The organism is Ruminococcus sp. AM43-6 (assembly GCF_003461785.1).
GTDB classification, from domain to species: Bacteria; Bacillota; Clostridia; order Oscillospirales; family Ruminococcaceae; genus Hominimerdicola; species Hominimerdicola aceti.
On the sequence record NZ_QTXU01000022.1, the window covers coordinates 1 to 20,245 of the forward strand.

Sequence of the window (20,245 nt, forward strand, 5' to 3'; positions counted from 1 at the left end):
GTCAGATCAGAAATATCATACTCATTAAGCTTAGCTATATCCGGCACATATTCAGAATCTTCAAATGAGTCATTTCCAAAATATTTTTTCTCCGTGTTGTAGATCCGATATGATGCCCTTCTAATAGTTATAATCAAATACTTTTTGGTTGTGAAATATTTGTTAACATCAACACGTAAGTTGAAATAGCCAAATATCATCTATCATTGACGCTGTGAATTTGAATGTAACCGTCAAACCCTCCGCATCTACCCCACCGATGACTAAAGAAGTATAATAAACTTCAAGCAACTCCATAGAGTAAATTACCCAATCTCAAAAAGTCAATAGAGCTGCTTAGACCAAATTAGATGTGGATATAAAGATAATGAAAACAACGATCGCAACGGTAAAGAACGAATTTCGCCTGCCTGAATGGTTAGCCCAGATCCAGGCACAGAAAAGCAGCGGACTTACAGTGCATAAATGGTGTGAAGAAAACGGTGTCAATGTTAATACCGTGTACTTGAATTTTGTTCCGATTATTTCGCTGCTCATTTGTTTTTTATTCCTTGCCTTTAGATTCGTATCTAAAATATGTAATAAAACATTATTGATACTTATTAAGATACATTTGACTAATCTGGAAAATAAATTCCCATTTCATCTTGGTTAAAATCGTATTGTGATATGCTTTCTTCATCTTCAGTTGTACTGTCAAATACTCGAATAGATGATATTTTATCTGTCTGTTTATTATCAAAATGCAGACAAATAAAAGCATCGAAACGCCTTAGTTGAATGCAAATAGTATCATTGACCTCCCATGCGGCTAACAAATTAGAATATGAAGGAGTATATCGTTCTATAAATTTATCCATATTCTTCACAGCTTCCGAATCCTCCAGAAACTCATTGGAAAATATAGTTTCAAGCTCTTCTCGGTCTTTATTATGCATCGCCCCGAAAAATGTGTTTAAAATATCAGACTCGGTTTCACATCCGGGGTAATATATTCCGGCAAGCAGATCTCCGCCGCCTGCTCCTCTCTGATCTTCCTCACATTCTTCAAAAATCAAGCTGTATACGCCTTGGGCAGACGGATCAGTTTCCTGCTGTACCCACTCAGTCCATGTTAATGAATAGCATTTTTCAGTAGTCTTAATTACACAGATCGACCATACACATTTTGCCTGCAAATCAGAAAAAGATTCTGATGACTGATTTTCATAAACTATCTCTAAATTGTCACCCTCAAATATATTAAATATGTATTTGATACCTTCATCAATATCAGGCTGTAATTTCAAAGTCTGCTCTGAAAAAACGCTTTTAAAAAGTTCAGCATCGTTGGTCTCCAAGGCTTGTATCAGAACATCCGAAGTATTTTTCGTTGAGGTTTGATCGATAATTAATTTATCATCATTTTCTATTGAACTTTGGCTATCGTTTAATATAGTACAGCCTGTAGAACTCGCCACCAGTAAAAAAAGCAAAACGGATAGTATAAGTTTTTTCATAATTAATCACTTCCATTAATCCGGCAAATAAATTCCCGCATTTTCTTCCGATAAATTATAATCACCGATAGTCTTTTCATCGTCTATCTCGGCAAATTTTAGAAAAGATATTTTATCCGTTTGTTCCTTGTCAAGTCTAAAACAAAAACATATCGGAGTATCATTTTTCATGGACGTAATATAAACGGTAATATTTCCATCATCAATTTCCGTCCAGCCTTCGTGAAGTTCTCGCATTGGCTGACAGTAATCAAAAAAGCGATCTATTTCATCGTCCGTTACGCCTGAAGCCAGCATATTGTCAGAAAGCAGCTCACGAAATCTCTCTATGCGATCGTCATGATTTTTTTGCTGATAAATGTTTTTCCAAAGAGTAAACGCCATATCACTTTCCTCGGAATTAGCAGGATACACTACCCCTGCAACAAAAAGATCTTCACCTCCCTGATCCAGTCCGGCATCCGGCCAAATCTGGAGTTTCATGCTGTAGACTCCTTCTTTTTCCTTATCTTTTTCATTTATCGTCCACGCATTCCAAGTAAGCTTATAGTAGTTTTCTGTTGTTTTAAAAACGCATACCGGAGAAACAATACATCTTTCACCACCGCTCGAATATTTATTTGAGCTTGAATTATTCTGCGTAACTTCAACAAATTCGCCTTCATATATGCTGAGCATATATCCGATCCCTTCATCCAGATCCGGACAAAGATCTTTGGCACGAACAGAAAACAGATTTTTGATCGCGTCCGCATCGTTATTTTCCAAAGCCTTTATTACTGTTTCTGAAACACTCACATTCTCCGTCTGATCAATAACGAGATCACCTTCATAATGGCTGTTCAATTTTTCTACAACAGAACAGGACATTAGGCTTAACATCAATATTACGGACATTGTGCAGCAAAGCAAGTTTTTAAATTTTAACATAATATTCTCCTTACCAAGTCAGAGTTACAATGTATGAACCCGAATCTTTTTCTGGAATATCCCATTCGACTTCTCCTGCATTATATTTTCTGAAAGAATCTAACATTATATCTTTGTTTTCTCCAAAGCTCGAAAAATCTATAGTAGTTACGGCTTGGAGATCCTCAGCTTTAACATTCTGAACCAACGGATCAAATCCCGTTATCCACCATTGTAATTCATCTGGTTCATGTTTATACAGCTGCTCATCATCACTGAAGATTCCATCCCCATTAGAATCATGATATAATTCAAGAGTCATATCAACAGAATATTCTCTGTTAACTTCGGCATAAAGATATGAGTATTCACCATTTTCCATAATATAATTTCCATACTCATCAAATTCTCCATCTTTCACCTGATAAATACCTGTTTCAGCGCCTGCTCCAAGGTTCATATAGTCGCCCTTCCATGACCATATTATAAATTCTTCTCCTTCATATATGAAGACAAAATCGGATGCTTTCTCACAAATACTGCAGCGATTGTTCCTAACTCCGCAATTTTCTTTATCAGCCAGGCACCACCTATCTGATAAAATATTCCGATTATTTTATTGCCAAATGTTCTATTTTTTATTAATATAAATTATTTTATCAGGATCAACATTTTTCAAAAGATATTCTGACATTATTTCAAATCCGTCCATAAGAGTTTCAACAGCAAAATGCTCAGAGTTCACATAAATTAAAATTTTTTCATTAACCCCTAATCTAGTATCATTAATTATCCATTTTATCTTTGTTATTTCTGAAACATCAACACTATATTTGAATCCCAAAATCTTCCTAACGGTTATTTTGCTGCCACTTACTACAATTTTTAATTTTCTTATCCACAATAATGAAATAGCTATTGGAATAAAAATGAATAATATTGTTGAAATATACATAGGGAAATGCGGAGGATTACCAAAAATCGTATACATTACGTTTAAAACAATGAAAAAAGCAGTTATAAAAACTTCACCTTTGTAAATCTCTGACGGTATCTTCACAGTAAATTTCGATTTTGATTTCATTGATCAGACCTCCTTCATTTCTTATTAATTTTGTAACAACTCTCTCCATTCGTCATACCATTCCTTAATCCCATCAAAAAACCACTTGCTATATTTTCCAATGCACCTCCAGGAAGTCCTGAAATTACACCATTTCTAATTGTTTTATAATGAAATTTTTTAATACTTCCCTGTTTTAATTTTGTTATTACCATTTTAAATGAAGCATCATAGCTATTTATGCCTGAAAGTCTTTTGAACACCGGAATTTTTTTCGAAAGAGTTTTTGAAAGCTTTCCAGTAATTTTACTTAAAGCAACACTAAAAAAAAGCCGCTGTTCCTGTGCTTAAACCAGTATCAAATAATATTTCAAAAGTCGATCGTTTTTGTCCCCCAGTGATATTTTCAAGATTTTCGCCCAAAAACGTTGATATTGCCGCCTCTGCTGAACAAGCAGCAATTGGATTAGTAAGCAATAATAAAACACCGCCAGCAAAACCGCCTATCGCTGATCCAATATATGATTGCCAGTTACCATCCCAATCGCCTGTTATCGCACATGAAATAATATCACTAATTAATTGACCTGAAATGCCTACGATTGCTCCAACTACACCAACAGCAATTACTGGAATTGCCGTTCCAAATGTTGAAATACTCAATATAACAATACCGACAACAATGACAATAGTCACAAACACACTAACTATTGACTGCCAATTTTCCTTGCACCACTCACAAGCACTATCCCATTTCTCTTCCAACCAGCTTTTTTCAATATCCGGTTTTAAGTATTCGTACTTATCATAAAAATCATTCTTGCTCTTATTAATAGCGTCAGCCGCATTTTAGTCAATAGTCACAACATCGGAAATGTATTCACTAATATTTTCTTTCAATGACTCAATTGATTCAATTTTGTCCTCTTGGGTCTGCGTTGATGATTTTATCGAGCTGATACCATCATCAACGTCGTATATGCTTTCATCTATGGAAAGCACTTTTGATTTCAGTGATTTCAAATCAGCATTATCATTAATAAATAAAGGGTGAGAATATTTTACGGCATATTCAGGATCATTTTTTATTATTGATGTAATGTTATTATTTATTGCTTTGCAATAATCATTTCCTAATTTATAGTATATAGCATTAACAAGGTGCAAAACCATTTTCAATAGTGCCATATGTTTTCTAAGTTCAATTATCTGTTTGCTTTTTATGTGTTTAGTGGTTCGCATCTTCTCATAGTTTAAACCTCGATACAGTATTTCAAATAATAAATATTCCGTCTCATCTCACCTTAATTGTTTTTTTCCAAAAATTCATCTGATACGCTCTAATTATATGGAAATGATAAATGAGAAACTTGTTTTACTCTACATCCTAATGCCGTTAGAGTGCGGAGTAATATCAACACGTTTTCTTTGTAATCCTTGCTACATTCAAACCAATAATCTGCCCCTTGGTCCACAGAAGCAAAATAGGCTATTAATATTCCTTCTTTAATATATTTTTGAGGCTGACTAATGATAGATGTTGCTAAAAAATCCGTCCAATTAACCTTATTATCAAAATAATATATCATTGACTCGCACGCACAATCAAAATGATTTATATTTATTTTCGCATCGCTTAATCTCAAAAAAATATTAAATGGGTCATTAATGATTTCTGATTTTTCTAAGATTACCTTTGTATCAACTATTTGAGAAAGATGTTCTTCCGGCAATCTGTAACCATGAAAAAATATCTTTTTTCCTTTAGAAAAATCATATAAAAACTCGTTTAATACCTTGGCAGCAGAAATATTTTCATTAATGTCCGAAGTCCAAAAAACAATTGAATCTTTATCTATTCTATATTTTACAAATACTTCATTATTGTATCTCATAAACCACTCCTTTACCCGGTAAAAAACCAGCATATATTATTTATATTCGTTTCCATCATCATTTACAAACTCAATTTTGAATGAACTATTCTTATTTTGCTTTCGCACCGCTTTAATAAGTTCAGTCAATTCATTCTTCTCGATATATCCTTGATGTTTTATCCAAGATATACTATTTACTGTTGCATAAAAACCATCTACGCACATTTCCCCACCAAATCTTGCGATATTCTCTTTGTACTCAATATCGACATACCATTTCGTACCTGTAATTTTAATTTCTTTCATTTTTTATTCCAATCATTTAATAATATTCCCGTTTGAGAAGTTCCTATAAACAAACTCCTTATTAGTGAACCAACCTGAGTAGTATGCGTAATCACATTAACCGCAGTAGGCGTATATATTGTGATATTTCCTACATTAGGATTTATTCTTAAAATAGTGCGTTCAAAGACATTCCATACACTGGTTGGTCGAACAGTATTTCCGAGTAACGCTTCCACATTCCCTGAAGAATGCATTGCGTAGGAGGAAGAAGCACTATTCCATGCGCTTATTGTAGAAGGATTGGAAACATCCCAATTTGGAAGTTCAATACCCTTCGATGAAAGAGTTGTTTCCAAAGTAGATCTTCCCATTTTATCCGCACAATTTGCCGCTATTTGATCTCCGTTACATATACCCTCATCTCCAATTCCAGACCAGAAAGTTGACGAATCAGATTTAAGTGTGAAATTATATTCACTTGCACCGCTTATGGCTGAACGAAATTGAGGATTAGTTGTCCATTGCTTTCCATAATTTCTTAAATCAGCATTTGAAATTCCTTTTACACTACTATAAATAGAACCAATGGAATAAAAACAATTCGATATTGTACTTGTCCAATTTAATATATTTTGAAATGTATTAAAAACTGAATTATCAATATTTCCCCATGTGTCAATTATATTTAATGTACTTGAACCAAGAGTTGAAAGTATCGATATTGCAGCAACTGTATAGCTTGTCACAGTTGCGATAGTTAAGGCTGTACCTGCTGATATTCCAAAAGTAGTCAAAGTTGTAGTTAACAGAGGAACTAAAGCTAAACCACCAGAAGCAACAACAGCAACTATAGCTAATACTGCTCCTATTACAATTGTTACTGTGATGAGAATCTCTTTCCAATGCTCCTTGTACCACTCGCCGACTTTTTTGCAGCCGTCTTTGAATTTCTCCCTACGGCTTTTTTCACATTCGGGCTTCATGTAGTAGTACTCGTCGTAATAATCGTCTTTGCTCTCAATAATAGTCAGAGTTTATACAGTTGTATTTTACTACAACTCCTAATAATATCTAAAATATGTGAAACTTTTTCTTGGTTGCTTGGCATTTTTACACCTCCGTAAATTGATATCAAATATGCCAATATTGATTAAAGATTCATTAATGGCATCATTATTTCCCAATATACTTCCATATCGGATACTTCAAGATTTTCTATGTCATCTGCCCCATTGAGGAATAGTGGTACTTTGTAACCCACACATTTATTGTGAGGCAAAACAAAATTGCCATTTGCCTCAAACCATTCAGTGAAGAACTCAGACGCCAAGCAAGCGTCATGATATTGTGGTATCTCACTATCATGAAAATTCACAAAGTTTTCTTCTGTATTAAGTATCTCTCCTGTACCTGGTTCAAATATCAAAACTACATCTCTTTGCGTATCAAGAGCAAAAATTCTTCCCAACCAGTCATACCCAAAGACACTTATTTGATTTTTGTATTTTGGAAATGATTTTTTAACTATATCATTCCATTTCGGTATACTTTTTTCATCAAAAATTCGATACATACCATTTAGAAACGATCTTCCTCCCATTGATTTTAAAAATTGTTCGCTACTATCAAAATCATAGTGTTTTTCTTCTTTCACAAAGTCTAAAAATTTACTAAACATATTTCCTCCTTATTTCATACTGAAATCATCATTAAGATATTTGTTAAGTATCGATAACCCACTTTCAAAAATCTCCCAGCATTTATGTTTTTCATCAACATTGAAACTAGGATGATATTCTTCATTTTTCAAAAGTTCCAAATTACTTCCATAGAACAACTTGTTATAAATATCGATGATTTCTTCATCATTATAGTCTCCTATAAATTCTTCATTTAGCGATTTTGATAAATCACTAAAAAAATGCCATATATCTATCAAAATTCGACAATTTTGCGATATTTCCACATTATTTATTAACTCGATAATTTCAGATAGATCAAAAACTGTTATTCCCTTTTCAAAAATAATATGTTCTTTATCCGCAAATGTATTTGCTTCTTCGACACTAAAAAAAACTAACAGTTGTTGATCAAAAAGTAAGAACCCATCTTCATCATTGCTATACCATATCAAAAAATAAGTTAATCCATTATAAATGATTTTTGTCAAATAATATTTTGCCATAACTTTGCTCCTATTTTTTTGGATTAGTAAAGGCTCTGTCGCCATATTTTTTCAACCTATTATAATCAGATTTAGGACCAGTATCATAATTGCCTTTACCAAATGCTTCATCACATAAACGTTTTGCAAAATCTTTTCCAGATTCATTTATATAAGGACGTTCACCTTTAAATCGGCTAGGAATGTCTGTTGCTTTCTCTTTCCCTGTCCTAGATTTAGGAATTTTATATTCTTTCCCAGCATTATGAACAAGAATATTGTTTTCTCCGACATAATAAGTATGAAAATCCTCCACTTGAAAATTATACACCTTAACAGGTTCGCCTGTCAACTTGACATTAAATTTTTCAACTAAAAGAACATTTCCGTTTACATCAAGGAGTTCATCACCAACTATTAGTTCAGAAATTAATCTCCAATTAAGATCTATTAATCGCCAATGCCAAACTTTTCTCTATATTCCATGTTTGTAGCAAACAACTCGTCAAATGGAACTATTGATTTTGACGCAGTTTCAATGTTAGCTTCTTCGGACCAAAGAAACGGATATATCAAAATGGCTTTATCAAATTCCACATTCTTTGCAGATTCTCTCCAATTTGTCCACCTCATTGAACTATAAAATTCATCTATATTCCCCTGAGCGAGCCAGGCAATAAATTCAGAGTATCTTAACTCAAGGTCTTCCCAATCCAAAGTATCAGGAGCAAAATACCACACATCGCCTATGCCCTCATCAAATTTGCCTGAATTGATCGCAAATATACCGCCCACAACATCAGTGGCAACGATAAGCATTTGTTTGACCCTCTCAGGTGTACCGTTTTTAGACAGCAAATTTATTTTAGATATGCCTACCCTATCAGATGTATCACCGCCATAAAGTCTTATCCAATCATCAAATACAACTCCTGATGTGTTCAGCATGACAGCACCCATAGCAGACGCGGAAGTTACTCTAAGCATATCACATATTTTAGCACTGTCTGACCCAGCACCATTAAATATCGTTACCTCTGTCTGTGACGTTTCAAACATTTCCTTGATCTCTAACCACAATTTATTATTTTCCTGCATTTTCATTAACCTCCATTAATCAACAATTATTATTTCAAATGTAGCCCCATCGGGGAGACCCCTTAGTTTATGCCCAATAAAAGAACCTGAACCTCTATTATCGGATCTTTTGATTGCACGAACATGAGCCCTTTGCCTCCTTCTTTACACATTGCAAAAGGATACTCATCCAAATCCTTACCTGAAACTTTGCTAATTCCCTTTAGTGACGCTTTTATATTAGATTTTGCTCCACTTCTATTTATTGTAAGTTCCCTCGGCTGACCATTTTTTATTGCATCCTCAATGTGTTTTGCAGACTCTGGATACTTTTCTCTTGATAATGTAATTTTGTAATCTGCATTATGTACAAGTATGCGAAAACCACCAACAAGATAAGTATGAAAATCTTCTACCTCAAAATTATAAACCTTAACAGGTTCTTCTGTCAACTCGACATTAAATTTTTCAACTAAAAGAACATTTCCGTTTACATCAAGAAGTTCATCACCAACTATTAGTTCTCCTGCTTTGATAAAGCCTTGATTTTTTTACAAAGAACGGGTGGTCAACGGTTGTAACAATTTCTTCACCGTTCACAATAAGGTGTCATTTAGATGATAGACCTTCGATACAAATCATATACCTCAGTATCATTGCTTTCCAACAAGTCTTCAAAAGCGTCTACACCATTTTCGTTTAAATAATCCAGTTCATTGTCCGAGATAGGTATTGCAAACAGCCAGTTTACTATATGACCGTCAATAAGATGGCCTTGCAAATCCTCCCAGTATGACGGGATAGTGTAATAAATATGCCTCATTTCTAAGTTTTTATAATAATCATCAATAACATTCATGTTCACCATCCCAGGAGTGTACGAATAATGATCCTTGATAATATTGAACGCACAGGACGCTAATATATTAGGAAAACTTGTGAACTCACTCGTGCACATACCTATAAATTCCACCCTGATTTCTCTTCCTTGTCTATCCACAATTTCTATTGGATACTCTGACAAACCAATAGTTGAATATGTTGTAAGACCAACATCTGGCCTATTTTCACCAATGTATATATCGATCTTATGACTTTCGGTTTCATCAGAATATGAAATAACCTTCGGTGTTAGTTTTACGGCCTCGTGAATGATTTTAAAAATCTCTTTTTTGTTTTGCATATTTTCCATATTGCACCTCCAAAAATTTATGTTGTTATATACATACTTTAAATACCAACTAATGCAATAATAGTTATTTAACTACCAATTCAAGCTTATGACAAATAATCTAAAATCATGGTCCTAAATATTGATCTGTCATATCTTCACAAGAATGACTTCTATTTGAACTTGGAAGTTCTGGTCGATAGTGGGACGAATCATTGTGTTCATCTAAAAACTGTTTTCTGTCTATACCACGTTCCTGTGCACTTGCTCGATGTTTTCTAAACTCATAACCAGGTTTATGCCCCATATTCCAAGGCTCATTGGGGTTAATTGGTTTTCCTGTTTTAGGATCATGAACAATTTCATCAGGAGAATTCGCCTTTGCTTCTTCCCATGTTTTATCCCTAACGCCTTTACGATAACCCGATGGACGTTTATATGCATCCCCTGCATTATGTACAAGTATGCGAAAGCCACCAACATAATAAGTATGAAAATCTTCAACTTGAAAATTGTATACAACAGTAGGTTTTTTGTCAACTCAATTGCCAAATTTTCAATTAAAAGTATGTTACCATTAGAATCAAGGAGCTCATCATTAATTTTAAGTTCACCTGCATTGATAAAGCCCTTATCTTTTACATAGAACGGGTGGTCAACTGATATATATTAAAATTATTATCTAATACCCGAAACAATCTCAGCCAGAAAATTCCACCATTTGTATAAATCATCAAATTCGCGAATATAATAGTTTCCAAGATATTTCGGATTACACATAACAATCAGTTTTTGAGCGGAAAGATCGGACAATTTATTTTCATTTTCATATTCTTCAAGTATACTGTATATTCTATCGGCATCTTTTATATAACCATTACTTAATAGATAGTCATGTAATTTAAGTAATTTATCTTTCATTTTAGATTTACCTCTCAATCGCACCATTGTATTTTCCACCGTCAGTAACAACTTGCCAACCGCCACCGCTCCTCGGTATACCATCATCAGCAATAACTGTCCAATCAGGTTGTGCAGCTACCTTTCCCTCAAGCAAAATCTGCGATCTTGTTAGTTGCACTGTGCTTTCAGCCATCGCAGTATTATTCGGCGGCAGTGCCAAGTTATTAATTCTTTCTGTAGGAGTTACACCTGCAGATTCTCTTGTAACAAATACTCCAGATGCTTCTCCGGCATTTGATTCCGTAATCGTAAATGTTTCCCCTTCGAAACCTTCTCTTTTATAAATAGGTCCATCAAACGAATCTATAAGATTCTGAGCTGCTCGCTCATCTAATCCTCGTTCTTTTAATATATCCTTTACTTCCGATTGTGTAAGTTCAGTATACTTATCTGGTTCTAAGGAAGCGTAATTCTTTCCCGCATTATGCACCAACACGCCCAATGTACAAACATGATAAGTATGGAAATCCTCCACCTGAAAATTGTAAACCTTTAATTTTCAGCCCATTCAATATTATCTGGCATTTCACGTTTATAAAAAAATTTTTTGGCTGCCTCGAAAGCTTTATTTACTGAGATAATTGAATCTCTGCTGATTTCAATTTCTTCCTCAGGTGTATTAGTATAAAAAATACAATATTCATTGGTCTGACCGGTTTGGCAACCAACTGACTGAAAACCGAGTGATTCCCCATCTGGGAAATAAGTGATGTTCGCCATTTCTTTGTTTACCAATATCACTAAACAAGGATTATCTTGAGTATCATTAGTGATCCAAAACTCGTTGACATCATTGCCATACCTTTTTTGTAATATTTCCGAAAATTCAGAAATATTATTTGCATATTCAGTTCCACCAAAATGTTTTATTCTCATTTGATTGCCTTATTTTCTCCTTATTTGATTTTCTTAGCAGTGCCATTCCCAATATTTCCTTATAATTTTCATCAGGTTCTGTTAAAGTTCAAACACTTTTGCATTTTGTGCCTTATAAGAAAATTTTTATGTCCATACTCACATACTTATTAACGGAATGCTTTTTACAAAGTTTCTTTATTTTTATTAGTTCGGCAATATTTTTTTTAGATAATAAAAATCAGAAATATTATCAAAACCATTAACTTCAGCAAGCACGTCACAAACACATGAGATTTTTTTCTAACAATGCCTCTCTGTCCATTTCTTCCTCTACCTGCTCCGCAGTTTCAGCATATGAGCCTAGCAAGTTATTTAAAAATTCACGGTCCGTTATCCGGTCGTGCTCGTAAATAACAGTCGCTATCCCGCTCTTATTCAGCTCCTAATTAATAGACAGTATCGCCTTGACACCCTGCTCATCAACATAATCACACTCATATAAATAATTACCCTCCAACACTATCTTCTTGATCTCAGACAGTGACATATCCCTATATTTTCTTACGATTTTTGCTATAGCTGCATTAAAATCATTTTTTGCAGCCTTTATTCCTATAAGTCCCATAATCTTCTCCTTTTTAATCTACAAAATGATATCATCAATAATCTTGACATACAACCACTTTATTTCCACATTTTGAACATTTAAAAACAAATGCAGCAGTTTCATATCCTAAACCTGTCCAAAGTGCTTCGTAACTTTCAACATTATTCTTTAGTTCATCAATCAAAAGTTCTTTTAGTAAAGACAATCCATCACCGTTTGTAGAATTTTTGATAAAATCTTCCCTTTCCCACTCACCTATATATGTCATATAATCATCACAGCAAACAGGCCAATCGTTATTTTGAATCCAAGGTACAGGTGGACAAAAACTCAATTCAGTTACTTTTTCATTTTGTTTTTTTACAACTCTGTCTGCTATATAGCTAGGAATATCTACACTTACTTTTCGTTTATCAAAGCAATTGAGACATATAGATACAAGATCGTCATCTCTGTCAAAAAAAGATCCTTCAAGACAATGTTCAGAACTTCCACAAAACTGACATGGTGTTTCTGTGAAGTATCCATTCTTTAAGACATCACTAAAATACTTATAATTATTCATTTATTTCCACCTTCCCGAATCCCACTCATTTTTCCAATAATTTTTCTTTTGCTGACGCCATTGAGCACGATTAATTTTACTTCCTTCATTATAGTGAGGGCGATTTTTTTATAATTACCACTTAGTCGATGATCAGTTTGAGCTTTTTCATAAAATGGTCCATTGGGATTTTGATTATCATGATGTATTTCAATTTATAACTAGGTGAATTAGTTTGGAATCTTCTCTTATATATGTTTCAAGGACAGTTTTAGGAGAAGTTTCCATTGTTTCAGGATCTGTTGAAATGACTTTATCTCCTGACTTTATCGTTTCTATAGCAACCATTCCGGCAACCGCCATGACAAGCGTTCCTGCCACAAAACATGACGGTTTAACTCCTGCACTGTTAGCTGCCTTGTTAAATCCGCTGTTCATTCCACCGGTGAAAACAGCTACACTTGCTATAGTCGTCTGAGCTATATTGTATATAGAACTCTCATGCAAAGCCGCATTAAAGTCACTCAGTGTCAATCGTCTTCAAATATGATACTATTTTAATATTCAAAACAGATAATTTTTGATTTGACACATTAATATATTTCTTACAATTTTCCGTTATTTCATAACGAAAGTGAATATTTATTACAAAATTATCAAATTGCTTATCTGGATAAATATCTGCATATTGCTTACTCTCAATATACCACAAATATGTATTGAGCTTATCTTGTAATATAACAATATGATCAAATTCAAACTTACCCTCAAAATGCAAATGATCATATATTTCCATAATTAAGGTTTTATTATCATCATCAAATGCTATTCCATCAATAACATTTACATCTGTAACAGCCATATATTTCACTTCCTGTTTTAAATTTGGTTAAATGAAATTTTATTTACCTCTAATCGTATTGATTGGTGTACCTTCAGGAATTACATCTACAGGTTTAAAAACACCACCACCTTCTCCAGTAACTACAAGATCTTTATTTAAAGCTCCTGTATCAAATCCATTAGCCTTTTGATTAGATGTGTATGGTGCAGTTTGACTCGCTTTATACTCTTCAATAAAATGATTTCCATCTGAATCTAAAGCAATACAATCGAGGTAATTTTCACCATTTCTCATGGCATTTCCATTCGAATCCATTGGCTTTACTGAAACTTGTGTTTCTGCTTCAGGGTGAGCTTCTTTCAAATTAGAAAATTGTTCTTTCACAAGCTTCTTCCCATTTTCTTGATTTTTGGTAACGGTTTCAGCCTTTTTCCCTGAATAATCCTTGCTAGCATTATGCACCAACACGCCCAATGTACAAACATGATAAGTATGGAAATCCTCCACCTGAAAATTATACACCGTTGGAAACTTTGAGTTATCTGCGTAACTAATATCTAATCACTGTTACATAATTCCCACATATCCATAAACAACGCATTTCCCACAGTCATTTGGTTAGTTTCTTCTCTGTCTTTAAACTTTTTTATACCTGGATATACTTCGTCCATATCATTAATATATAATCTTGAATAACCTTTTTCTGTGAGATAATTGCAAATCATTTCGTCGATATCAAATTGCTTTTTACTATACGGCTCATTTCTGAATCCAGCAAGATATGAATCCATTCCATCAGGATCTGGACTGTCAATAGAAAATTCATCTTGAAGATAGAAGTACTTAACTATTTTGTTTATTTGCAGCAGAGAAACATATTCAATTTCACCTTCTGAAAAAGAACACCTATTTACAACAATTCTAATCTCCGAAGAAGGCTCGTTTGAATCAAAAAACTTCTCAACATTTTCAGATTTGGTCTTTATTTTTTCCAATAGTTCATCAAGAAAATCAACTGTGTCCCTGCACTTTGAAATAAATAATTCTGTATTTCCGTTTATGTATATATCTTCCATCGCTTTTTTTATATCATTTTGCATAAAATATTACCTCGTTATATCATTACTTTACTATTAAATCGTGTTGACCCGATGTATCAGCAGGTTTTGTATTATTAAAATCAAAATCTACCCCTCTTAAAGTCCTTAGCAGGAGAATATTTTCTACCAAAATTATGTACCAGCACACAAAAGAAGTCAACACGGTAGGTGTGAAATATTTTAATTAGACGTCTTTACTGTAATATTTTTTTGCATCACTTAGGCTGACCTTTTTGATATAACGTAACTGTCAGTCCTTCCTCGCCCATAATTTCTTCGCCAATTTCTACTACGATATCTCTGCTTGGGAAAAGCGAATTAACTCTGAGTTGCCAAAAATACTGAATTGCCTTTGCAAACTCCTCAATATAGTCACCTGAACTATTTATAACGTCACATTCTTTGACTAAACTTTGCAATGACCAACTATTGACGAACATCTCAATATCTTTAGTATTTTTATAAAGTTTCCTTAATTCCATGATATTTCCATTATAGAACTCAGAAATAAATATACAATCATCAACTTCAATGATCTCTGGACAAAACAAACTAGCAAAACTAATTGCCGTTTCAATATCGTATGAATTAGCAACATGATTTATTAAAGACCTGCCCTGTATTTTAGAGAAATCATGTAGTATCCTCTCATCAACTATGCTTTTATATATTTTCATTTTAATCACCGATTTTCTAATAATTCTCTTGGAACAGGACCAATTAAATTCATATCACGTGGATATAAGTGCCCGTTCGGAGCAATATCATAGCCTCTTGCTTTGACTCTCTTTGTAGAAATATCCAAATTTAATCTACCATCCGCCCCATAAACCAATTTATGTCCACTCTCTGTATTCACATAGGTATTCGGCTGGCCTTCAAGAGGTCTTGAACCTCCACTTCTTCCACCAGTTCTTATTGTTCCATCATATTTAGTTTCCTTGATTTTTTTGAATATCCAGATCAGATGTATTTTGTGTACGAGGATTTGCATAATCATTTGCATTATGCACCAACACTCCAAAACCACTAACATGATAAGTATGGAAATCTTCTACCTCAAAATTATAAACCTTAACAGGTTCGTCTGTCAACTCGACATCAAAATTTTCAACTAAAAGAATGTTTCCGTTTACATCAAGAAGTTTATCGCCAACAAGCAGCTTACCAGCCTCAACAAACCCTCTACATTGTACATAAAACGGGTGCGTTTCAGTTGAAGCAAGTACACTTACAGTTCAAATCGGTGTACCTGCAAAATCGTTGATAAAAATGTTCTGTAAATAGTAATTATATTATATTTTCAAAGGATTCTAAAGGTCCGTATAATGTATCTTCATAATACAATAGAACAATATTGTTATTTACAATAAGAAGCACATCTGAAGGATAACAAAAATCCGACCATTTTTCACAAAAAATAGATGCTGTAATGCTTATTGCTGAAGTATGATCATATAACAATGTTACTTTGTCTGAAATACTTTTTTCGAATAAACTCATTAATTTTTGTTGAGTTACTCTCTCCATTGATTCATCGCCCCAACCACAGTCACCTATGAAAACAGTCAGTTTATGATCAATCATCATTTGAACATATGAACTTTTTTGAAGTATTTCATTATCGCATATACTATTCCAAATTTCAACTGCTTTGTTTTCATTAACAACATTCATTTCTGATAGCTGCTTTGGAGAGAATAGCGCATAATTTTCGCTTGTATATCTCCAAGCATATTTAAATTCTTTTATATCCATATCTATTCCTCCCAAAATATATGTCCTGCAGAGCCATTATGTTTTCCCTTTGCCCAATCATGATAACAAATATGTGGCATGTTATATTCATTATCAATAGGGTGAATTTGATAATTAGATTTTGGCGCATTTGTTGCATATGTTTCTGCTTTAGGCAAATCAGGCATTGCTTCATTTATAAGTTGTTCCGCTTGCTGTCTATTTGAAGCAATATAATTGTTTCCTTTTTTCTAGCAGATCTTAATTCTTTAACTGCTTGTTTCCAAGAAGGAGAGCCTGGTTTATCAACAATGGGAATTTTTTCTTCTCCCTTGGCGGTACGGACAGTCTTTGTTTTATATTCATTACTTGCATTATGCACCAACACGCCTAATCCGCCAGCATAATAAGTATGGAAATCCTCCACCTGAAAATTATACACCATAACAGGTTTATCTGTCAACTCGACATTAAATTTTTCAACTAAAAGAATGTTTTTGTTTGAGTCAAGCAATTCATCACCGACTGCAAGTTCTCCTGCGTTGACAAAGCCACGATCATTCACATAAAACTGGTGAGTTTCAGTCGTTATGATCTCTTTGCCGTTGATCACCAAATGAATAAGCTTAGAATCTTCTCTTATGTAGGTTTCAAGAACTGTTTTCTCGGCAATTTCAAAGGTTTCGGGGTCTGTTGAAATGACTTTAGCCTTATACTACACTGTCACGAAATGGATCAATATAGTTAAATTCAGTTTCTTCAAATATATTTTCTAATGCTTCTAAGCCATTTTCTTTTTTATATCGTAATTCTTCCTCAGTTATTGGTATAAGCCATAAAAACCTAATGTTCATAGATTTAGTTTCTAACCACTCAAGTTCTGGTCCGTCTAAGTAAGGCAATGAAATTAAACCATGGTCACATCTAGATTTTTCGTACCAAGCACAGCCAAAATTAACCGTGTGTCCTAAACCAAGCATATTTCCGCTAGCATAATAATGTGCTATAGCTACAAGCAAATTAATTAAAAAGTTATTCTCGGTTGGAGCTAGTATAAATAATTCTAATCCTTGCTCTTTGTCTTTCCCTGACATCCCGCAAGTTGCATATATCCATGAATTTCTTTTTTCATTGGGTTTAAATTTCAGCACTTTAAAAAATGGCAACAAATTATGAATAGGTTCTTTATCATTAAAAATATACTCTGCGCACTCACCCCAATTTATTAGATAATGTTCTTCAATCTTTTTTATCAAGTCCATACTTTTTCTTCATCTCCTTTGAATAATGTGACATTCGTCCACCTTGCGAATTCTGTTCTAACCTAGTTGCTGGCTTCATCCGACTACGATCTTATGCACTTGCCCTTCGTTCACTGGCGGTCATTTGATAACCTGGCTTTTCACCTGTACTAGGGTCTCCTTCATAATATCGTTTAACCAATGGGGGATCATGATCTGGAGAACCACCCACAACCTGCCGGTCTTTCTTCGTTGGAGTATTGCCATAATGTTTTCTTTTATTATATGGTTCAGTAGGCTTAGCATAATCATCGCCAGCATTATGCACCAACACACCAAAACCACTAACGTGATATGTATGGTAATCCTCTACTTGAAAATTATACACCGTAACAGGCTTGCCTGTCAATTCGACATCAAAATTTTCAACCAAAAGAATGTTTTTGTTTGAGTCAAGCAATTCATCACCGACTGCAAGTTCTCCTGCTTTGATAAAGCCTTGATTTTTTACATAGAACGGGTGGTCAACAGTTGTAACAATCTCTTCGCCGTTGATCACCAAATGAATAAGCTTAGAATCTTCTCATATATAGATTCAAAACGCAAGTTAGAAAATAGATAATAGTATGGTTTCAGAATCTTCTAATTCAACTCGAATATGTTTACTATCAATTTGATCTATTTCACTCACCCACATTGTTTCTTCATTGGTGCCTCTTCCCCAAATTTTCCATTGATTTGATGATTTGTGATTGGTAGAAAATTCTTCAAATGGATCTCTTAAATAATAAATAATCACACCTTCTCCACCAACAGCACAGTATGTCTCATCGTCTGAAATCAAAGCAACATCTGGATCGCCATAGAATTCACCAATTAAAATTAATTGAGATGTTGCTTTTAATTTGAGAAATACTTTTTCATATTCATTTAGTATAAGATAATTATTACTTTCTGCCATTTGTTTCATTTCAACAATCACCTTAATCAATATTATTAAAATGTGTCAACTGATTATATTCAGATTTCGAAATACCTATCTGTTTTCAATTAACAAATTTATTATTTGGGATTTGATTTCCATTAATATCAGTGTATACTCTTTTTCCTGTTAAAGTTGTGTCTTCAATCCTAAAGTAATTACCATCTGTATCATATACTAATTGTTTTCCCGTTTTAGGATTATTATATATCTCCTTGCCGCTAAAAGCTGTGAAACTTTTTCTTGGTTTATGGGCATTTTATCACCTCCATATTGTTAAAGTAAAATATTTTTAAATGCCGTCTGTCAGTTCAGCTATAAGTGCAATATGCTCACGCATTTTGACTTTTTTAAGGTTTTTTACAGACTCTTTTCCGCCAAGTGCAAGCAGCGGAACATATCCAAAGCACTCATCATACTCCAGTTCACCATATTTCTTAACTGCTGCGTTATACTTTTTGATAGTGAAATAATCGTCATCAAGGATGCCCTCTTCAACTTCCTCAAAAAAGTCCTCAAATCCAGTTGATATTATATCACTATCTTGATATCTATACTTGAGTATCCCGATATACTTGTTATCTTCCCATGTAATGATATCACCAAATGCTGTCGCAAATATCGGGATAGTAACTTCACCGTCAAAATATGACTGCTGCACAAGTTCGATATACTCGTTCGGGTCTATCGCTTTTAAGTAACCATTGTAGAATGTTCCCAAACCAAACTCTCTCCAAAAATCAAACAATTCTTCAGGCAATCTGCCCTTATACTGTTCGATTCGTGACACATCAATATCTCTGAATTTAACGTAATCTTTTAACATATAACTACCTCCATTTTTATCAGTCCTCCGCAGGTCTTAACATACCCAAGAACGCAGTAAATGAGTCTGCCACCTTTGACAGCACCCAACCTAAGTCCTCGCTCTCTTCGCTTTCAGCGTCTGCAAAATATATCGCACCATAATTATCGCCTTTGCCCAAACGCAGCAATATCTGATTATCAAAAGAATCACAGGCTATCGGCAGATATTCATCGGGGATAAGTTCCTCGTCCACCAAATTCTCGTATGACTCCATTATCTCGTTGTCATCATAGAAATAGTGTATATCACTGCCCTGCTCAAACTCATCCTCGTCGGAAGTTCCGTTCTCAATAAAATCGAACTCCACTTCATCCTCAGGCATTCCGCCGTTTGTTTTCAGCAAAAAGTCCTTATAGTCCTTTGGAAAGCTTAAATTCAGTTCACCCTCCATTTCCTTGATATCCTTGCTACTTAGCTTTTCGCCAACTTCGACCAGTTTCATAATTATCCTCC

Annotated in this window: 34 protein-coding genes and 4 pseudogenes; all 38 read right to left on the bottom strand. The window is 34.1% G+C overall.

Going from position 1 to position 20,245, the window contains the following annotated elements:
• Positions 1-200, bottom strand: a 200-nt coding sequence (locus DW938_RS14995) for a hypothetical protein (protein ID WP_207660704.1), incomplete at its 3' end; no start/stop codon positions are given.
• Positions 201-617: 417 nt separating this feature from the next.
• Complete coding sequence (locus DW938_RS11000; protein WP_118124843.1) at positions 618-1,499, bottom strand: DUF5104 domain-containing protein; 882 nt, start codon at positions 1,497-1,499, stop codon at positions 618-620.
• A 15-nt stretch (positions 1,500-1,514) separates the two neighbouring features.
• Positions 1,515-2,429, bottom strand: a complete 915-nt coding sequence (locus DW938_RS11005; RefSeq protein ID WP_118124845.1) for a DUF5104 domain-containing protein — start codon at positions 2,427-2,429, stop codon at positions 1,515-1,517.
• A gap of 10 nt (positions 2,430-2,439) precedes the next feature.
• Positions 2,440-3,012: a DUF4474 domain-containing protein gene (locus DW938_RS11010; RefSeq protein ID WP_118124847.1), complete on the bottom strand. Its 573-nt coding sequence runs from the start codon at positions 3,010-3,012 to the stop codon at positions 2,440-2,442.
• A 27-nt stretch (positions 3,013-3,039) separates the two neighbouring features.
• Positions 3,040-3,492: a hypothetical protein gene (locus DW938_RS11015; RefSeq protein ID WP_117859483.1), complete on the bottom strand. Its 453-nt coding sequence runs from the start codon at positions 3,490-3,492 to the stop codon at positions 3,040-3,042.
• Positions 3,493-3,506: 14 nt separating this feature from the next.
• Positions 3,507-3,734 (bottom strand): hypothetical protein, encoded by a 228-nt coding sequence (locus DW938_RS11020; RefSeq protein WP_147342377.1) that lies wholly within the window; start codon positions 3,732-3,734, stop codon positions 3,507-3,509.
• Between the two features lie 58 nt (positions 3,735-3,792).
• Positions 3,793-4,236: a hypothetical protein gene (locus DW938_RS11025; RefSeq protein ID WP_118124851.1), complete on the bottom strand. Its 444-nt coding sequence runs from the start codon at positions 4,234-4,236 to the stop codon at positions 3,793-3,795.
• A gap of 84 nt (positions 4,237-4,320) precedes the next feature.
• Complete coding sequence (locus tag DW938_RS11030) at positions 4,321-4,659, bottom strand: hypothetical protein (protein WP_147342378.1); 339 nt, start codon at positions 4,657-4,659, stop codon at positions 4,321-4,323.
• Positions 4,660-4,811: 152 nt separating this feature from the next.
• Positions 4,812-5,366, bottom strand: coding sequence for a hypothetical protein (locus tag DW938_RS11035; RefSeq protein ID WP_118124855.1), 555 nt, complete (start codon positions 5,364-5,366; stop codon positions 4,812-4,814).
• A gap of 36 nt (positions 5,367-5,402) precedes the next feature.
• Positions 5,403-5,654 carry a hypothetical protein gene (locus tag DW938_RS11040; RefSeq protein ID WP_118124857.1) on the bottom strand — a complete coding sequence of 84 codons (252 nt, stop codon included), beginning with the start codon at positions 5,652-5,654 and terminating at the stop codon, positions 5,403-5,405.
• Positions 5,651-6,619 (bottom strand): hypothetical protein, encoded by a 969-nt coding sequence (locus tag DW938_RS11045; protein ID WP_118124859.1) that lies wholly within the window; start codon positions 6,617-6,619, stop codon positions 5,651-5,653. The genes DW938_RS11040 and DW938_RS11045 overlap by 4 nt, the downstream gene beginning before the upstream one ends.
• A gap of 167 nt (positions 6,620-6,786) precedes the next feature.
• On the bottom strand, positions 6,787-7,314 hold the full coding sequence (locus tag DW938_RS11050) for a T6SS immunity protein Tdi1 domain-containing protein (protein ID WP_181984427.1): 528 nt from the start codon (positions 7,312-7,314) through the stop codon (positions 6,787-6,789).
• Between the two features lie 9 nt (positions 7,315-7,323).
• Positions 7,324-7,821: a hypothetical protein gene (locus DW938_RS11055; protein ID WP_117878614.1), complete on the bottom strand. Its 498-nt coding sequence runs from the start codon at positions 7,819-7,821 to the stop codon at positions 7,324-7,326.
• Between the two features lie 10 nt (positions 7,822-7,831).
• A pseudogene (locus tag DW938_RS15000) lies at positions 7,832-8,248 on the bottom strand (polymorphic toxin-type HINT domain-containing protein); the annotation flags it as partial.
• A gap of 2 nt (positions 8,249-8,250) precedes the next feature.
• Positions 8,251-8,898, bottom strand: a complete 648-nt coding sequence (locus DW938_RS11065) for a DUF2625 family protein (protein ID WP_181984428.1) — start codon at positions 8,896-8,898, stop codon at positions 8,251-8,253.
• A gap of 62 nt (positions 8,899-8,960) precedes the next feature.
• Entirely contained in the window at positions 8,961-9,254 is a 294-nt protein-coding gene (locus DW938_RS15160; RefSeq protein ID WP_242992517.1) for a NucA/NucB deoxyribonuclease domain-containing protein, read from the bottom strand.
• Positions 9,231-9,486, bottom strand: a pseudogene (locus tag DW938_RS11070) (polymorphic toxin-type HINT domain-containing protein); the annotation flags it as partial. The gene DW938_RS15160 and the pseudogene DW938_RS11070, both read right to left, overlap by 24 nt.
• 4 nt (positions 9,487-9,490) lie before the next feature.
• Positions 9,491-10,069 carry a suppressor of fused domain protein gene (locus DW938_RS11075; protein WP_242989022.1) on the bottom strand — a complete coding sequence of 193 codons (579 nt, stop codon included), beginning with the start codon at positions 10,067-10,069 and terminating at the stop codon, positions 9,491-9,493.
• A gap of 106 nt (positions 10,070-10,175) precedes the next feature.
• Positions 10,176-10,514, bottom strand: a complete 339-nt coding sequence (locus DW938_RS11080; protein WP_118124862.1) for an HNH/ENDO VII family nuclease — start codon at positions 10,512-10,514, stop codon at positions 10,176-10,178.
• A 212-nt stretch (positions 10,515-10,726) separates the two neighbouring features.
• Positions 10,727-10,969 (bottom strand): hypothetical protein, encoded by a 243-nt coding sequence (locus DW938_RS11090; protein ID WP_147340069.1) that lies wholly within the window; start codon positions 10,967-10,969, stop codon positions 10,727-10,729.
• Positions 10,970-10,976: 7 nt separating this feature from the next.
• Positions 10,977-11,486 (bottom strand): hypothetical protein, encoded by a 510-nt coding sequence (locus DW938_RS11095; protein WP_118124867.1) that lies wholly within the window; start codon positions 11,484-11,486, stop codon positions 10,977-10,979.
• Between the two features lie 17 nt (positions 11,487-11,503).
• Complete coding sequence (locus tag DW938_RS11100) at positions 11,504-11,887, bottom strand: hypothetical protein (RefSeq protein ID WP_118124869.1); 384 nt, start codon at positions 11,885-11,887, stop codon at positions 11,504-11,506.
• Positions 11,888-12,311: 424 nt separating this feature from the next.
• Positions 12,312-12,494 (bottom strand): hypothetical protein, encoded by a 183-nt coding sequence (locus DW938_RS11105; protein WP_118124870.1) that lies wholly within the window; start codon positions 12,492-12,494, stop codon positions 12,312-12,314.
• A gap of 34 nt (positions 12,495-12,528) precedes the next feature.
• Positions 12,529-13,041, bottom strand: a complete 513-nt coding sequence (locus tag DW938_RS11110; protein ID WP_118124872.1) for a CbrC family protein — start codon at positions 13,039-13,041, stop codon at positions 12,529-12,531.
• A gap of 189 nt (positions 13,042-13,230) precedes the next feature.
• Positions 13,231-13,458, bottom strand: coding sequence for a polymorphic toxin-type HINT domain-containing protein (locus DW938_RS11115; protein ID WP_147342379.1), 228 nt, complete (start codon positions 13,456-13,458; stop codon positions 13,231-13,233).
• Positions 13,459-13,540: 82 nt separating this feature from the next.
• Complete coding sequence (locus DW938_RS11120) at positions 13,541-13,882, bottom strand: DUF6572 domain-containing protein (RefSeq protein ID WP_118124875.1); 342 nt, start codon at positions 13,880-13,882, stop codon at positions 13,541-13,543.
• 39 nt (positions 13,883-13,921) lie between these two features.
• Positions 13,922-14,386, bottom strand: a complete 465-nt coding sequence (locus DW938_RS11125; protein WP_118124877.1) for a hypothetical protein — start codon at positions 14,384-14,386, stop codon at positions 13,922-13,924.
• Between the two features lie 35 nt (positions 14,387-14,421).
• Positions 14,422-14,964: a hypothetical protein gene (locus DW938_RS11130; protein WP_118124880.1), complete on the bottom strand. Its 543-nt coding sequence runs from the start codon at positions 14,962-14,964 to the stop codon at positions 14,422-14,424.
• A gap of 215 nt (positions 14,965-15,179) precedes the next feature.
• Positions 15,180-15,641 carry a hypothetical protein gene (locus tag DW938_RS11135; RefSeq protein ID WP_118124882.1) on the bottom strand — a complete coding sequence of 154 codons (462 nt, stop codon included), beginning with the start codon at positions 15,639-15,641 and terminating at the stop codon, positions 15,180-15,182.
• A 5-nt stretch (positions 15,642-15,646) separates the two neighbouring features.
• The gene (locus DW938_RS14665; RefSeq protein ID WP_147342380.1) at positions 15,647-15,970 is read right to left on the bottom strand and encodes a hypothetical protein; all 324 of its coding nucleotides are present in this window, start codon (positions 15,968-15,970) and stop codon (positions 15,647-15,649) included.
• A pseudogene (locus tag DW938_RS11140) lies at positions 15,897-16,136 on the bottom strand (polymorphic toxin-type HINT domain-containing protein); the annotation flags it as partial. The pseudogene DW938_RS11140 and the gene DW938_RS14665, both read right to left, overlap by 74 nt.
• A 118-nt stretch (positions 16,137-16,254) precedes the next feature.
• Positions 16,255-16,722 carry a hypothetical protein gene (locus DW938_RS11145; RefSeq protein WP_117925367.1) on the bottom strand — a complete coding sequence of 156 codons (468 nt, stop codon included), beginning with the start codon at positions 16,720-16,722 and terminating at the stop codon, positions 16,255-16,257.
• Between the two features lie 175 nt (positions 16,723-16,897).
• Positions 16,898-17,407 (bottom strand): annotated as a pseudogene (locus tag DW938_RS11155) (polymorphic toxin-type HINT domain-containing protein); the annotation flags it as partial.
• Positions 17,408-17,411: 4 nt separating this feature from the next.
• Positions 17,412-17,963: a suppressor of fused domain protein gene (locus DW938_RS11160; RefSeq protein ID WP_118124887.1), complete on the bottom strand. Its 552-nt coding sequence runs from the start codon at positions 17,961-17,963 to the stop codon at positions 17,412-17,414.
• Between the two features lie 91 nt (positions 17,964-18,054).
• A complete protein-coding gene (locus DW938_RS11165; protein WP_242992518.1) occupies positions 18,055-18,501 on the bottom strand; it encodes a polymorphic toxin-type HINT domain-containing protein in 447 nt (148 codons plus the stop codon).
• Between the two features lie 48 nt (positions 18,502-18,549).
• The gene (locus DW938_RS11170) at positions 18,550-18,912 is read right to left on the bottom strand and encodes a hypothetical protein (protein ID WP_117940512.1); all 363 of its coding nucleotides are present in this window, start codon (positions 18,910-18,912) and stop codon (positions 18,550-18,552) included.
• Positions 18,913-19,216: 304 nt separating this feature from the next.
• Positions 19,217-19,750, bottom strand: a complete 534-nt coding sequence (locus tag DW938_RS11175) for a T6SS immunity protein Tdi1 domain-containing protein (protein ID WP_117893107.1) — start codon at positions 19,748-19,750, stop codon at positions 19,217-19,219.
• A gap of 19 nt (positions 19,751-19,769) precedes the next feature.
• A complete protein-coding gene (locus tag DW938_RS11180; RefSeq protein ID WP_117893104.1) occupies positions 19,770-20,234 on the bottom strand; it encodes an SMI1/KNR4 family protein in 465 nt (154 codons plus the stop codon).
• Positions 20,235-20,245 lie beyond the last annotated feature (11 nt).

Bases quoted from the DNA above. Each gene is read 5' to 3' on its own strand.
- DW938_RS11065 (WP_181984428.1), bottom strand. From the start codon at position 8,898: ATGCAGGAAAATAATAAATTGTGGTTAGAGATCAAGGAAATGTTTGAA.
- DW938_RS11115 (WP_147342379.1), bottom strand. From the start codon at position 13,458: ATGAACAGCGGATTTAACAAGGCAGCTAACAGTGCAGGAGTTAAACCG.
- DW938_RS11120 (WP_118124875.1), bottom strand. From the start codon at position 13,882: ATGGCTGTTACAGATGTAAATGTTATTGATGGAATAGCATTTGATGAT.
- DW938_RS11105 (WP_118124870.1), bottom strand. From the start codon at position 12,494: ATGGGACTTATAGGAATAAAGGCTGCAAAAAATGATTTTAATGCAGCT.
- DW938_RS11000 (WP_118124843.1), bottom strand. From the start codon at position 1,499: ATGAAAAAACTTATACTATCCGTTTTGCTTTTTTTACTGGTGGCGAGT.
- DW938_RS11035 (WP_118124855.1), bottom strand. From the start codon at position 5,366: ATGAGATACAATAATGAAGTATTTGTAAAATATAGAATAGATAAAGAT.
- DW938_RS11030 (WP_147342378.1), bottom strand. From the start codon at position 4,659: ATGGCACTATTGAAAATGGTTTTGCACCTTGTTAATGCTATATACTAT.
- DW938_RS11045 (WP_118124859.1), bottom strand. From the start codon at position 6,619: ATGAAGCCCGAATGTGAAAAAAGCCGTAGGGAGAAATTCAAAGACGGC.
- DW938_RS11100 (WP_118124869.1), bottom strand. From the start codon at position 11,887: ATGAGAATAAAACATTTTGGTGGAACTGAATATGCAAATAATATTTCT.
- DW938_RS11110 (WP_118124872.1), bottom strand. From the start codon at position 13,041: ATGAATAATTATAAGTATTTTAGTGATGTCTTAAAGAATGGATACTTC.
- DW938_RS14665 (WP_147342380.1), bottom strand. From the start codon at position 15,970: ATGCAAATGATTATGCAAATCCTCGTACACAAAATACATCTGATCTGG.
- DW938_RS11090 (WP_147340069.1), bottom strand. From the start codon at position 10,969: ATGAAAGATAAATTACTTAAATTACATGACTATCTATTAAGTAATGGT.
- DW938_RS11015 (WP_117859483.1), bottom strand. From the start codon at position 3,492: ATGAAATCAAAATCGAAATTTACTGTGAAGATACCGTCAGAGATTTAC.
- DW938_RS11135 (WP_118124882.1), bottom strand. From the start codon at position 15,641: ATGAAAATATATAAAAGCATAGTTGATGAGAGGATACTACATGATTTC.
- DW938_RS11075 (WP_242989022.1), bottom strand. From the start codon at position 10,069: ATGGAAAATATGCAAAACAAAAAAGAGATTTTTAAAATCATTCACGAG.
- DW938_RS11170 (WP_117940512.1), bottom strand. From the start codon at position 18,912: ATGAAACAAATGGCAGAAAGTAATAATTATCTTATACTAAATGAATAT.
- DW938_RS11180 (WP_117893104.1), bottom strand. From the start codon at position 20,234: ATGAAACTGGTCGAAGTTGGCGAAAAGCTAAGTAGCAAGGATATCAAG.
- DW938_RS11130 (WP_118124880.1), bottom strand. From the start codon at position 14,964: ATGCAAAATGATATAAAAAAAGCGATGGAAGATATATACATAAACGGA.
- DW938_RS11055 (WP_117878614.1), bottom strand. From the start codon at position 7,821: ATGGCAAAATATTATTTGACAAAAATCATTTATAATGGATTAACTTAT.
- DW938_RS11145 (WP_117925367.1), bottom strand. From the start codon at position 16,722: ATGGATATAAAAGAATTTAAATATGCTTGGAGATATACAAGCGAAAAT.
- DW938_RS11160 (WP_118124887.1), bottom strand. From the start codon at position 17,963: ATGGACTTGATAAAAAAGATTGAAGAACATTATCTAATAAATTGGGGT.
- DW938_RS11040 (WP_118124857.1), bottom strand. From the start codon at position 5,654: ATGAAAGAAATTAAAATTACAGGTACGAAATGGTATGTCGATATTGAG.
- DW938_RS11175 (WP_117893107.1), bottom strand. From the start codon at position 19,750: ATGTTAAAAGATTACGTTAAATTCAGAGATATTGATGTGTCACGAATC.
- DW938_RS11005 (WP_118124845.1), bottom strand. From the start codon at position 2,429: ATGTTAAAATTTAAAAACTTGCTTTGCTGCACAATGTCCGTAATATTG.
- DW938_RS11050 (WP_181984427.1), bottom strand. From the start codon at position 7,314: ATGTTTAGTAAATTTTTAGACTTTGTGAAAGAAGAAAAACACTATGAT.